General features: G+C 69.2%; 12 protein-coding genes and 1 tRNA gene. 9 read left to right on the forward strand and 4 right to left on the reverse strand.

Annotated elements, in window-relative coordinates; genetic code table 11:
- Positions 1–85: 85 nt before the first annotated feature.
- Entirely contained in the window at positions 86–232 is a 147-nt protein-coding gene (locus CXY82_RS17320; RefSeq protein ID WP_158252089.1) for a hypothetical protein, read from the reverse strand.
- An 88-nt stretch (positions 233–320) separates the two neighbouring features.
- Here CXY82_RS17320 and CXY82_RS10065 point away from each other — a divergent pair, with 88 nt between their 5' ends.
- The 9 genes from CXY82_RS10065 (at position 321) to CXY82_RS10110 (ending at position 8,794) form a co-directional block, all read left to right on the forward strand.
- A complete protein-coding gene (locus tag CXY82_RS10065) occupies positions 321–1,088 on the forward strand; it encodes a MazG family protein (protein ID WP_104170824.1) in 768 nt (255 codons plus the stop codon).
- A 453-nt stretch (positions 1,089–1,541) separates the two neighbouring features.
- The gene (gene hisS / locus CXY82_RS10075; protein WP_104170825.1) at positions 1,542–2,798 is read left to right on the forward strand and encodes a histidine--tRNA ligase; all 1,257 of its coding nucleotides are present in this window, start codon (positions 1,542–1,544) and stop codon (positions 2,796–2,798) included.
- A gap of 106 nt (positions 2,799–2,904) precedes the next feature.
- Positions 2,905–4,185 carry a phosphopyruvate hydratase gene (gene eno, locus CXY82_RS10080; RefSeq protein WP_104170826.1) on the forward strand — a complete coding sequence of 427 codons (1,281 nt, stop codon included), beginning with the start codon at positions 2,905–2,907 and terminating at the stop codon, positions 4,183–4,185.
- A gap of 125 nt (positions 4,186–4,310) precedes the next feature.
- Positions 4,311–4,787 carry a septum formation initiator family protein gene (locus tag CXY82_RS10085; protein WP_134343481.1) on the forward strand — a complete coding sequence of 159 codons (477 nt, stop codon included), beginning with the start codon at positions 4,311–4,313 and terminating at the stop codon, positions 4,785–4,787.
- Positions 4,784–5,305, forward strand: coding sequence for a DUF501 domain-containing protein (locus CXY82_RS10090; protein WP_104170827.1), 522 nt, complete (start codon positions 4,784–4,786; stop codon positions 5,303–5,305). The genes CXY82_RS10085 and CXY82_RS10090 overlap by 4 nt, the downstream gene beginning before the upstream one ends.
- On the forward strand, positions 5,302–6,582 hold the full coding sequence (locus CXY82_RS10095) for a S8 family serine peptidase (protein ID WP_369827965.1): 1,281 nt from the start codon (positions 5,302–5,304) through the stop codon (positions 6,580–6,582). The genes CXY82_RS10090 and CXY82_RS10095 overlap by 4 nt, the downstream gene beginning before the upstream one ends.
- 38 nt (positions 6,583–6,620) lie before the next feature.
- A complete protein-coding gene (locus tag CXY82_RS10100) occupies positions 6,621–8,153 on the forward strand; it encodes an NAD(P)/FAD-dependent oxidoreductase (RefSeq protein WP_104170828.1) in 1,533 nt (510 codons plus the stop codon).
- A 79-nt stretch (positions 8,154–8,232) separates the two neighbouring features.
- A tRNA-Leu gene (locus CXY82_RS10105) sits at positions 8,233–8,308 on the forward strand.
- A gap of 303 nt (positions 8,309–8,611) precedes the next feature.
- Positions 8,612–8,794: a hypothetical protein gene (locus CXY82_RS10110; RefSeq protein WP_134544759.1), complete on the forward strand. Its 183-nt coding sequence runs from the start codon at positions 8,612–8,614 to the stop codon at positions 8,792–8,794.
- 99 nt (positions 8,795–8,893) lie between these two features.
- Here CXY82_RS10110 and CXY82_RS10115 read toward each other — a convergent pair whose 3' ends face one another.
- The 3 genes from CXY82_RS10115 to CXY82_RS10125 form a co-directional block, all read right to left on the reverse strand.
- The gene (locus tag CXY82_RS10115; protein ID WP_104170830.1) at positions 8,894–9,820 is read right to left on the reverse strand and encodes a Ppx/GppA phosphatase family protein; all 927 of its coding nucleotides are present in this window, start codon (positions 9,818–9,820) and stop codon (positions 8,894–8,896) included.
- Between the two features lie 34 nt (positions 9,821–9,854).
- Positions 9,855–10,274 carry a hypothetical protein gene (locus CXY82_RS10120; RefSeq protein WP_104170831.1) on the reverse strand — a complete coding sequence of 140 codons (420 nt, stop codon included), beginning with the start codon at positions 10,272–10,274 and terminating at the stop codon, positions 9,855–9,857.
- Positions 10,275–10,515: 241 nt separating this feature from the next.
- Positions 10,516–12,687, reverse strand: a complete 2,172-nt coding sequence (locus CXY82_RS10125) for a hypothetical protein (RefSeq protein ID WP_146069104.1) — start codon at positions 12,685–12,687, stop codon at positions 10,516–10,518.
- Between the last annotated feature and the right edge of the window lie 64 nt (positions 12,688–12,751).

Here is a 12,751-nt window from a genome sequence, read left to right on the forward strand (position 1 = left end):
AGGACCGGATGCCCGTGTAACTCCCCGGCCCAGGGCGTCGATCGCCAGCTCCACCAGCCGCAGCGTCGTGCCGTACCCCGGGGGCTCAGCTCGGGTGCAGGATCGCGGCGGCGGCCCGCAAACGGCTCCGGGTACCCACGATGAACACTGGGTCGCCTACCCGGCGCTCGCCGGCCACCGTGAGCTCCCGCCGCATCCCGATGCCTGGCAGCGGCACCTCCGTGAAAATCATGGCGCATGCATAGACCGGGGCCGCGGCTCCTCACGGGACGGATCAGGCCCCGCAGACTCCGTCAATTCCGGGCGATTAGAGTTGTCGCGTGTCCCCTACAGAGAATCCCACCGTCCCGGCATCCGCCCCGGCATCCGCCCCGGCATCCGCCCCGGCATCCGCCCCGGCATCCGCCTCCAATCTCGACGAACTCGTGCGCGTGGTGGCTCTCCTGCGTGCACCGGGCGGATGCCCGTGGGACGCAGAGCAGACCCACGAGTCTCTGGTGCAGTACCTGACCGAAGAGACGCACGAGCTGATCGAGGCGATCGAGTCCGGCAGCCGCGACGAGATGCTCGAGGAGCTCGGCGACGTGCTCTACCAGGTGGTCTTCCACGCCGACCTCGCGGCGCACACCGCGGGCGAAGACTTCGACATCCACGATGTCGCCGCGCATATGACCGCGAAAATGGTGGGGCGGCATCCGCATGTCTTTGGCGACCTGAACCTGGAAACGGCCGACGACGTGGCCCTCGCTTGGGACGATTTCAAGGCCGCAGAGAAGCCCTCCCGCACGAGCGTGCTCGACGGGATCCCGCAGGGCATGCCGGCGCTCGCGCTCGCCGACAAGGTGCTCGGCCGAGCCCAGAAGATCGGGCTGCTCGGCACCGAGGCCGCGTTCCCGCTTCCAATCGAGACCGAGGACCAGCTCGGCCCGCTGCTGCTGGCCATCGTGTCTGCGGCCAAGAGTCAGGGGCTCGACTCCGAACGTGCCCTGCGCACGGCCCTCCGCGGTCTGCAGGACGAGATCCGCGAGGCCGAGACGACGGATGCCGGCGACGTTGCCGACGCCGGCATCATCGGCCTGCCCGGCTGAGGCCTGCGCGGCTGAGGCTTGTGCGAAGGCCTGCGCTGAGGCCACGCGGCGGTGCCGACAGGGCGGTGGCGGAACAGTCCAACCATGAGCCAGACATCCGTCAATGGTCTTCTGTCCGCTCAGATCGGTGACGAATTCGATGCCTCGCAGCAGTTCATTGCCATCGCCGTCTGCTTCGCATCGCCCTGGCGCTGGCCCAGGAGAAGCAGGTCACAGCGCAGATCGGGGTTTGTTTCGCGCCGCCCGGGCCGACGGCGATACCCTCGGAAAGCAGGTGATGCGCTGGTTCCTCACGGAGCAGGTCGAGGAAGTGGCCTCGATGTCCACCCTCCTGACCATCGCCAGGGCGCCGGTGACAACCACTTCGACATCTTGCACTACATCGCATGAGAGACCGTGTCGGGCGTCCCGGCGGAAATCGACGGGCCGACCCGAACTGACACAATTGGGGCTATGGCAACACCAGTGACCCCTCCCCGCGGCATGCGCGACTTCCTCCCCGCCGACAAGGCGTCCCGGGAGCACGCGCTGGCCGTGATCCGGCGAAGCTTCGCGGCGCACGGCTTCGACGAGATCGAGACCCCGGTGATGGAAGACGCGGCCCGGCTGCACTCCGGGCTCGGCGGCGACAACGAGAAACTCGCCTTCGCCGTGCTGAAGCGTGGGTTGAAGCCGACGGATGCCGCGGCCGCCGCCGAATCCGGCGACCTGCTCGGGCTGGCCGACCTGGGCCTGCGGTTCGACCTCACCGTGCCGCTCGCCCGGTTCTACGCGACTCACCGGGCGGAACTGCCGACGGTGTTCCGGTCCATCCAGATCGCGCCGGTCTGGCGGGCGGAGCGTCCGCAGAAGGGCCGCTACCGGCAGTTCGTGCAGTGCGACATCGACATCATCGGCGAGTCCGGCCTGCTTGCCGAGATTGAGCTGATCACCGCGACCGCCGCCGCGCTCGACGCCCTCGGCCTGACCGGGTGCTCCATCCGCGTCAACGACCGCCGCATCCTGACCGTCCTGCTCGCCCATTGGAGCGTGGCGCCCGAGCTGAACGAACGCGCGCTGATCGTGATCGACAAACTCGACAAGATCGGCGTCGACGGGGTTGTCACGGAGCTCGCCGGCCTGGGCATCGCCACCGACGGCGTGGCCGATACCCTGACCCAGATCGCCGATGCCGGCTGGACGGCCGCCGAGCCGACGCCGCCGGCCTGGCTCAACACGGACGCCTTCGCCGACCTGCTCGCGCTGCGCGCCGCGATGCCCGAGGTGCGGCTCGTGTTCGACCCGACCCTCGTGCGCGGGATGGGCTACTACACCGGCACCATCTTCGAGATCTCACACCCCGATCTCGGCTACTCCCTCGGCGGTGGCGGCCGGTACGACGGCATGATCGGCCGCTTCCTCGGCACCGAGGTTCCGGCCTGCGGGTTCTCGATCGGGTTCGAGCGCATCGTCGACCTGTTGGGCGTGGATGCGGCATCCGCTGAGAACGCCGTCGTGCTGGTGTACGACAAGGGAACAGACCCGGCCCGGCTCGTGGCGCTTAAGCGAACACTGGTCGAACAGGGCCTCCGGGTGCGCCTCGAACAGCGCACCAAGAACGTCAAGGCGCTGCTGGAACGCGCGGCCGGAGCCGGTTACGGGCGCTACGCGTTCGTCGGGGCGGATGCCTCCGGCGCGGGCGAACTCGATTTCCGTCCCCTCGGCGGCTGAGGCCAGTCGCTAGACTGTTATGGGATTGGAACACGGCGCTGTTTTCCTCGATTCCTTCAGACCAACACCCCAACAATTAAAAAAATATAGGAAACAGGAGATAGCTGTGGCTCTCATTGAGGCAGTAGTAGCGCGCGAGATTCTTGACTCCAGAGGCAACCCGACCGTTGAGGTCGAGGTATTGCTTGATGACGGTTCGGTCAGCCGTGCCGCCGTTCCATCCGGCGCATCCACCGGTGCGTTCGAGGCTTACGAGCTGCACGACGGCGACAAGTCACGTTATTTGGGCAAGGGCGTCCGCAAGGCCGTTGACGCCGTCATCGACGAGCTCGGCCCGGCAGTCGAGGACCTCGACGCCGCTGACCAGCGCATCATCGACGCCGTCCTGAACGAGACCGACGGAACCGACAACAAGCACCGCGTCGGCGCCAACGCTATCCTCGGCGTCAGCCTGGCCGTCGCCAAGGCCGCCGCGACCTCGGCCGGCCTGCCGCTGTTCCGCTACCTCGGTGGCCCGAACGCACACACCCTTCCGGTCCCGATGATGAACATCATCAACGGAGGCTCCCACGCCGACAACGACGTGGACATTCAGGAATTCATGGTCGTCCCACTCGGAGCCGAGTCCTTCGCCGAGGGCCTCCGCTGGGGCACCGAGACCTACCACGCCCTCAAGGCGCTGCTCAAGTCCAAGGGCCTCTCTACCGGCCTCGGCGACGAGGGTGGCTTCGCCCCCAACCTGCCGAGCAACCGTGCCGCTCTCGACCTCATCGTCGAAGCCATCCAGAACGCCGGCTACACGCCCGGCAAGGACATCGGTCTGGCGCTCGACTGCGCCGCCTCCGAGTTCTACAAGGACGGCGTCTACCACTTCGAGGGCAAGGAACTCACCGCCCTGGAGCTGTCCGCGTACTACGTCGAGCTCGTTGCGGCCTACCCGCTCGTCTCGATCGAAGACCCGCTCGAGGAAGACGACTGGGACGGCTACGTTCACCTCACCGCCGAGCTCGGAGACAAGGTCCAGATCGTCGGCGACGACCTCTTCGTGACCAACCCGGTGCGCCTTGCCAAGGGCCTGGCCCTCGGCACCGCGAACTCCATCCTGGTCAAGGTCAACCAGATCGGCACCCTGACCGAGACGCTTGACGCGGTGTCCCTCGCGCAGCGCGCCGGATACACCGCCGTCATCTCGCACCGCTCCGGTGAGACCGAGGACACCTTCATCGCCGACCTCGCGGTTGCGACGGATGCCGGCCAGATCAAGACCGGAGCACCCGCCCGCAGCGAGCGCGTCGCGAAGTACAACCAGCTGCTCCGCATCGAGGAAGAGCTGGGCGAGGCCGCCGTGTACGCGGGCCGCTCTGCCTTCCCGCGCTTCAAGGCGTAGTTCGACTGGAGCTCTCGGAGCGCGGGTTCATCCCCGCGGCTTCGGGAGCTCCATTTTTTTGTCCGATTGCGGTTAGGGTTCCAGTGCGGGACAACCGCGACCAGCGATTCACGAAGGGAGTTGCCGTGGCCAGGAAACGCGCCGAAGAACAGCCCGTCGCGCTGCCCCCGACCGAGACCGCGGCCGCTCGCTGGCTGCGCGGCCTGCGCCTGTCCGGGTTTTCGCTGGTGATGATGGGCCTCCTGATCATGGCCGTGATCGTCCTGGCGCCCGGCATCCGCACCTACGCCGACCAGCGCCAGCAGATCGAATCGCTCACGGCGGCGGTCGAGGCCCAGCAGGGCGCCGTGGAAGAGTTGAAGAGTGAGCGGGAACGCTGGAACGACCGCACCTACGTCACCACGCAGGCCAGGGACCGACTGTCCTATGTGCTTCCCGGCGACGTGAGCTTCCTCGTGATCAACGATCTGGCCCTGCCCGTCGCGGGCGACGCGGCCGCACCGGTCGCCACCCCCACCATCCAAACCACCAACGTCGATTGGCTTTCCTCCATGTTCGCCTCCGTAATGACGGCCGGTCTGGCTCCCGAGGCCGCGAAATGACCCGGCCTCCCTTCGCTTCGGTCACCGGGGACGACATCACCATCGTCTCGGCTCAGCTGGGACGCCCGGCCCGCGACGTCGTGGGCATCGCCGCGCGCTGCGTTTGCGGCGCCCCGACCGTGGTGGCGACGGCGCCGCGCCTTGCCGACGGCACCCCCTTCCCCACGCTGTACTACCTGACGCACCCCGCGGCGACCGCCGCGCTGTCGTTCCTCGAGGCCACCCAGGTGATGAACGAGTACAACCAGTTGCTGGCCGATGACGAGCAGGTGCGTGCCCGCTACCGGCGTGCGCATGAGGGCTTCCTCGCCGACCGCGAGATCCTGGGCACGGTTCCGGAAATCGTCGGCATCTCCTCCGGTGGCATGCCCGAACGCGTGAAATGCCTGCACGCGCTGGCCGCCCACTCTCTGGCCGCAGGCCCCGGAGTGAACCCGATCGGAGATCTGGCCCTCGCCCGGGCAGCCTGGACGCCCGCCGTCTGCGAGTGCCTCGACTACACCACGGCCGACGAGTGACCCGCTCCGCCTGGCGTCGGATCGGCGCGGGCGTCGCCCTGGGCCTGACCATGGCGCTGGGCGGGGCTTTCGTTGCACCGACCGCGCCGGCCTTCGCGGAGAACACGCAGGTGCGTGACCTTGAGTACTGGCTCAACGACTACGGATTCACCCAGGCCTGGAATACGACCCGTGGCGCGGGCGTGACGGTGGCCGTCATCGATACGGGTGTCGCCGACGTCGCCGACCTCACCGGTGCGGTCGTCGGCGGAACGGATGTCTCCGGGCTCGGCTCCGCCAATGGGCAGACGCCCGTCGGAGAAGGCAGCGAGCACGGAACTCTGGTGGCATCCCTGCTGGCCGGACGCGGCACGGGTGAGGGGTCCGGCGTGCTGGGAGTGGCTCCCGAGGCGTCGCTCCTGGCCGTCTCGGTGGCCTTCGGCACCAGCGACGCCACCCTCAGCAACGACGACCAGATCGCCGAGGGCATCCGCTGGGCCGTCGACAACGGCGCCGACGTCATCAACATGTCCCTCACCCGCAACACCTTGGACTGGCCGCCGAGCTGGGACGACGCCTTCCTCTACGCGTTCGAGAACGACGTCGTGGTCGTCGCCGCCGCCGGGAACCGAGGCAGCGGCACCACCGAGGTCGGAGCCCCGGCCACCATCCCGGGGGTGCTCACGGTCGCCGGTGTCGACCGCAACAAGGGCGCCAGCTTCGACGCGTCCTCGCAGGGCATCACGATCTCGGTGGCCGCGCCCAGCGAGCAACTCGTGGGCGTCGTTCCGGGCGGCGGCTACGTGCAGTGGAACGGCACCAGCGCGGCCGCGCCCATCGTGTCGGGCCTGGTCGCCCTGGTGCGCGCCGCCTATCCCCGCCTCGATGCTGCGGAGGTGATGAACCGGGTCATCGAAACTGCCGACCCGAACGGGCGGGTCGTGCCCAGCCCGATCTACGGCAACGGTCTGATCGATGCCGCGGCGGCGGTCACTGCGGCCGTGCCGGCATCCACGAGCCCGGAACCGGCCGCCCTGCTGGAGGAGTGGATCCGGGTACACCGGCGGGCGGACACCGAGGTCGAGCCCACGCCGCAGACCGCCACGCAGGTGCCGGTCGCGCCGCAGGAAGACCCGGCGTTGCCTGCCCCCAGCGTCGTCGCGGCATGGTTGCCCAGCCCGCTCACGCTGACGTATGTCACAGTGCCGCTCCTCGTCCTGGTCGGGTTTGGTACTCTGGTAACGCTGCTCGGCACCGGGGCCACTCGGCACATCAAGCGAATCCGGTCAAAACGGTAAGTTTTCGTGCAGCCAAATCATGTAGGAGGACTTTCATAGTGCCCAAAATTCTTATTGTCGGTGGCGGCTACGCCGGGTTCTACACCGCGTGGAAGCTGGAGAAATGGCTCCGCGCCGGCGAGGCCGAGGTCACCATGGTCGACCCTCTGCCGTATATGACCTACCAGCCGTTCCTGCCGGAGGTCGCAGCCGGATCCATCGAGGGTCGCCACGCCGCAGTCGCGCACCGTCGTCACCTCAAGAAGACCAACGTCGTGACGGCCAAGGTCACCCACATCGACCACGCCTCGAAAACCGCGACCATCACCCCGCCCAGTGGCGAGCCCTACGAATTCGTCTATGACGTCGTCGCGGTGACGGCCGGCGCCGTGTCGCGCACGTTCCCGATCCCGGGCGTCGCGGACCAGGCCATCGGTCTGAAGACCATCGAGGAAGCCGTCGCCATCCGTGACCGCGTGCTCACCAACTTCGACAAGGCTGCCCAACTTCCGGCCGGCCCCGAGCGCGACCGCCTGCTCACCTTCGTCGTCATCGGCGGGGGCTTCGCCGGCATCGAGGTCTTCGCAGAGCTGCGTTCCTTCGCGTCATCGCTGCTGAAGTCCTACCCGCAGATCGGGTTCGACGACACCCACTTCCACCTGATCGAGGCGATGGGGCGCATCATGCCCGAAGTTTCGCTGCCGACCAGCCTCTGGGTCATCAAGCACCTCGACGAACGCGGCGCGCAAATCCACCTGAACACGCAGCTGACCAGCTCGGTCGACGGCAAGGTCGAACTGTCCACCGGTGAGAGCTTCGAGACCGATCTGATCGTCTGGACAGCCGGAGTCATGGCTAACCCGGCCATCGTGCGCCACACCGACCTGCCGATCGAAGATCGTGGTCGCCTGCAGGTGCGCCCCGACCTGCGCGTCGGAACCGAAGACGAGATCATCGCGGACGCCTGGGGCGCCGGCGACATCACCGCCGTTCCCGACCTGAGTGGCGGGGGAGTGGGCGGCTTCTGCGTGCCCAACGCTCAGCACGCGGTGCGCCAGGGCAAGCTCCTCGCGAAGAACATCGTCGCGGTGCTGCGCGGCGAGACTCCCGAGGAATACCTGCACAAGAACTTGGGTGCCGTCGCCGGCCTCGGTATCGGTTCCGGTGTCTTCCAGTCCGGCAAGATCGCCATCACGGGTCTGCCGGCCTGGTTCGCCCACCGCGGCTACCACGGCCTGGCCATGCCCAGCTGGGAGCGCAAGCTGCGCATCATCTGGGGCTGGATGAACAACTTCTTCCTCGGTCGCGACATCGTCTCGTTGGCCGCGGTGCAGAACCCGCGGGCCAAGTTCGTGGAGTTCGCCTCGCGGCCCAAGCCGGTCGTGGATTCTGCCGCTCCGGCCAAGGCTCCGGTGACCGTCGCCGCATCGGCCAAGGCAGCGGCCACCGTAGCCGGCCCCGGCACGGGTCCCGCTGCCAAGGCAACGGCGCGTGCACCCCGAGCCCCGCGAAAGACCGCGGCCGACAAGGCTGCGGAGGTCGCTCCGGCAGGGACGACCGAGAAGGCCGCGGCGACCGCAGCCGTCAAGTAACAGCGTCTGCGGGCGTCACCGAGAGAAACCGATGACGCCCGCAGCCCCTACGCTTGAGGCGTTCGGTTTCGCCGGGCGAGCCCCCGTAGCCCAATGGCAGAGGCAGACGACTTAAAATCGTCACAGTCTGGGTTCGACCCCCAGCGGGGGCACCACACGGTACGACACAGCGTCACCGCGTCACCGCGTCACCGCGTCACGGCCCCGACTCCCGCCGCCCGGGCGACAGCATCCATGCCTCGTCGTTCAACCTGCCGGCAGACCCTGAACGGATGCTGCGGTAAATCCCTGCCCCCGGTCTGTGCCGGGTGAGGCAGCCTGTCCGGCCCGGTTTCGTCGCGCTACGATCTGCGAGTGAAACGGCCGATGCCTCCTGCCACGTGCCATTCCCGACGTAGGAACGGTGTCAGGGACTTTCTGCAAGCAACGTGGGACATCAGCCGGTTCTTCTTCTGGAAGTGATCACCACGGCGAAGGCGCTGCTCGGGCGCGGAACCACCACGACCGGCGAGGGCGCGCCGCTCACGGCCAAGGCGCTGCGCCGACCTGAGCGCTCCCTCGGCGTCACCGGCGCTTTGCACCACCGACGCCCCGCGCGCTTTCCGCTCACGGCGTCACTCTGTTGGAGTCCAGACGGCTGAGGGCGGAACCAATTCGACGGAGATTTTGGCCTCAGAGCCCGGTTTCCGTCTGTTTCGCGCCATTCTCGGCAGAATCTCCGTCGAATTGGTTAGGGGCAGCTACTCCAGGTGGTCCAGATACCTCAGGATGATGCCCTCGCGGAGCGCCCACGGCGACACTTCCAGCTCGGTCACCCCGAACGCGGCCATCGCCGCGTGGAGCACGATGCCGCCGGCCACGATCTGGAAGGTGCGGTCGGCGGTGATGCCGGGCAGCGCCGGGCGCGCCTCAGCCGGGATCCGGGCCAGCCGGGGGACCCAGTCGCTCAGCTGCGAGCGGCTCAGCTGCATCCGCTCGCCTGAACCGAAACCCTCCGCGGTGGAGCCGGCCAGTTTGGCCAGGGAGCGGATGGTCTTGGACGAACCGACGACGTGGTGCGGCTCCGGGAGCCCCTCGAACGCCACCAGGGCTTCCGCGAGCACGGCGGCGGCGTGCTCGCGGAGGGCGGAGACCTGCGCGGGCAGCGGCGGGTCGTCGTGCAGGAAGCCGATGGTGGAACGGCCGGCGCCCAGCGGCAGCGACAGCGCGACCGCAGGCACCTCGTTCGCGCCGGCGGCGATCTCCAGGGAGCCGCCCCCGATGTCGAAGAGCAGGATGTCCCTGGCGGACCAGCCGTACCAGCGCCGCACGGCCAGGAACGTCAGTCGGGCCTCGTCCTCGCCGGACAGGACCTGCAGGGCGACCCCGGTTTCTCGTTCGACCCGGGCGAGCAGTTCGGGCCCGTTCACGGCCTCACGGAGTGCGGAGGTAGCGAACGGCAGGAGGTCGTCGACGTGGTGGCGGCGGGCCACCTCGGCCGCGTTCCGCACCGACTCGAGCACGGCGGTGCACCCCTCGTCGGTGATGGCGCCCTCAGGGGTGAGGTAGCGCATCAGGCGCAGCACGGCCTTGTCGGAGGCCATCGGCACCGGCTGGGCGCCTGCGTGCGCGTCGACGACCAGCAGGTGGACGGTGTTCGAACCGACATCAAGGACTCCGAGGCGCACGCTCTAGACGATAGCGTGCGCCGCGGACGCGCCGTTACGCGCTGACGCTGTGGCGGCTCGTCGTTCGGGTGCCGTCGACCATGGTGTGCAGGGAGTCCATCAGCGGCAGCAGCCGCTGGTCGTGGGTGACCAGCACCCTGGCGGTGTCGTGCTCGACGGTGAGACGCGCGGGCCGTTTGCCGGCCTGGCCCAGAAGACCCACGGCATCCGGCAGCAGGTCGGCAGGGATGCCTGCTGCGCGGCGGGCACGCGGCCCGTGCCGGCCTCCGCCGAGTTCGCCCGTCACGACGAGCTGTTCCCGGGCCGTCGGCGCCGGCAGCAGGTTCGCCTGCTGGAAGACGATGCCGAGCCGGTCCCAGCGCAGCTGCGCCTTTTCGGCCAGGGACAGCAGGGTCGCATCGACTTCGCCCATGTGCACGGACCCGCTGTTGGGCGTGATCAGGGTGGACGCCACGGCGAGCAGGCTGGACGTGCCGCTGGATGCTCCAGACCGTGAAGAATGCGCCGACGACCAGCGCCGAGATGCCGAACAGTATCGCCACCATGAGCAGCAGGCCGCCACACATCTACCCGAAGCTCGGGGTGTCCTCACGCCCGGCAGGCCGGCCTGATCCGTCGGGCCTGACCGGCCGTGTGACCTCTCGGCGGGCCTGACCCCGCGCCCTCTCGGCGGAATCATCGGGGGTGGCCGAGGCTCAGACTCGGGCGGGCGTGACGAACCGCTGCCAGGCCCAGGCCCCGATGCTGAGGGCGGCGAACAGGGTGCCTGCCACCCACCACAGGCTGAGGCTGCCACCTTCGTGCCAGAGTTCCACCGCCGGGGACAGCACTCCGAACATGATCGTGAAGGCGAGCACGGTCAGGCACGCCCAGATCGGCGGTGACCAGGCGAGGATGCTCCGTCCGCTGGTGCGTCCGATCGGGATCAGCACCAGCGCTGCCGAACCGATCGCGGCCAGCACCACACTGTTGATGATCTCGGCCGCCAGCGCGCTGAGGAAGCCGTCCGCGGCCGGCAGCAGGCCCAGCGTCAGCCAGCCGACCACGGCCAGCCCGATCAGGCTGCCGGCCCGAACGGCGGCGAGTGGGCCGCGCCTCGGCGTCAGCACCTCGGGGGCCACGGTGACGCTGCCGAGCAGCCCGAAGACCAGCGCCGGGTGAACGTCGCAAGCCCGGGAGGCCAACGCGGTCAGGGCGACCAGCAGCAGGTAGCGGGGCAGGAAAGTCACGGATGCCTTCGTCCGCCACACGCGGGAGCTCCACCAGAGCGGAACGAGCGCTCCGACCGCGTTGACGATGAGGAGGGCCAGCGCCACGGCGAGGAGCAGCCGCAGGTAGGCAGGCTGGCTGGTGACCGGCCCGGACAGCATGACGAGGGTGGCCGCGGCCAGCACGGCGGCGCCGGCCACCAGCCACCGGTTCAGACGTAGTTCGGGAACGGTCTCGAATTCCTCGCGGGACCGGTTGCGGCCCGCGATCGGCATGCTCTGCCAGAGCGGGCGGCCGTCCGTGGCCCGGAACACGGTCCCGGCGAGGAGGCGCGCGGGGATGCATAGCAGCAGGAGGGCGCCGAGCGCCAGCAACGCCGCCTGGAACCAGGAGAGGTCGGGGGTCGACCACGGCGGCAGCACTGCCGTGGCGAACCGGGTGGGGTCGTTCCAGCCGCCCGGCAGCGGTGTGGCCAGGGCCACGGCCGGACGGTCCGCCTGCGGTGCCGGCGAAGCCGGGGCTGCAGAACCGGGCGGGGCTTCCGCCGGTGCCGACTCCTCGGCCGGCGGTGGGGCGGCGGGGGCGTCGGCGGACGGGGCGGTCGCCTCGGGGCCGGTCGAGCCGGAGGGGGAAGGGGTGGGGACGCCGTAGAGCACGTCCACCCCGGGGCTGCCCGGGCCGAGGTTGCCGGCCAGGTCGAGTTGCACCGCGATCACCCGGAAGGTACCGGCAGCGACTCCGCCCGCCGAGCAACTCCACGACCCGGATGCGACGACGGCGCTGCAGACCGAATATGACCCGGCGAAGACGGTCACGGTCGCACCCTCTTCTCCGGTGCCCGTGTACCCGGCGTCGGTGAGCGGCAGCTGGGCGCCGCTCGCCGGCGTGGTCAGCGTGGGCGGCGCCGGACGGTCGAGGTCGAAGACGAGGTCGACCGGTGCGCTCGAATTGGACCATGAGGGATTGCTGTAGCTCGTCTGCTGGCTGGCCGAGACCTCGGCCTGCCCGCCGGCGAGGCCGTCGGCGAACGTGCACGACCAGTTGCCGGAGGAGTCGGCGGTGGCCGTGCAGCGCGGGCCGCCGCTCACCGTGACGACGACGGAGGCCCCCGGATAGCCGGTGCCGCGCACCGTGCCGTTGGTCAGGCTCCCACCGGTGGGACCGCCCGTCACCCGGGGGGCGGACAACACGGCGATCGTGTGCTCGTCGGTCAGGTCGGCGGCTCCGGTGACGACGACGCGAAGCGGCACGGATGGCCCGCTCGGCAGGGAAACCGCGGCGCAACTCCACTGGCCGGCGCCGTCGACGTCGGCGAAGCAGAGCGGGTCCTGACCGTCGACGGGGGAGAGCAACCGGATCTCCCGGCCGGCTTCGCCCGTGCCGGAGACGGTGGTGGTTCCGCTGCCCACGAAACTGCCCGGCGGTGGGCTGACGATGGCCGGCGCGTTCGTCGTCGCCGCCTTGGCGTCCCGCTCGCTTGTGGGAGCCGGTGTGGGAGCCGGCGTGGCTGCGGCAGTCGGTTCGGCGAACGCCGCGCCCGGCACGCCGAGGAGAAGCAGGCCGACCAGGGCGACGAACAGAGGCAGGGTACCGGGCGTCCACCGTCGACGACGGCGCCCGGGCGTTCCGCCCGAACCGGCCATACGTGTCCCGTACATGATTCCCCCTGTGACCATTTCACGGGCCAGCGCCGGGAAAGTCAACGTGCGACACGCAATTTGA

The organism is Cryobacterium sp. M23, assembly GCF_002929655.1.
Taxonomy (GTDB): Bacteria; Actinomycetota; Actinomycetes; order Actinomycetales; family Microbacteriaceae; genus Cryobacterium; species Cryobacterium sandaracinum.

Coding starts and splice junctions, on each gene's coding strand:
- hisS (WP_104170825.1), top strand. CDS start 1,542: ATGGCAACACCAGTGACCCCTCCCCGCGGCATGCGCGACTTCCTCCCC.
- CXY82_RS10125 (WP_146069104.1), bottom strand. CDS start 12,687: ATGTACGGGACACGTATGGCCGGTTCGGGCGGAACGCCCGGGCGCCGT.
- CXY82_RS10090 (WP_104170827.1), top strand. CDS start 4,784: ATGACCCGGCCTCCCTTCGCTTCGGTCACCGGGGACGACATCACCATC.
- CXY82_RS17320 (WP_158252089.1), bottom strand. CDS start 232: ATGATTTTCACGGAGGTGCCGCTGCCAGGCATCGGGATGCGGCGGGAG.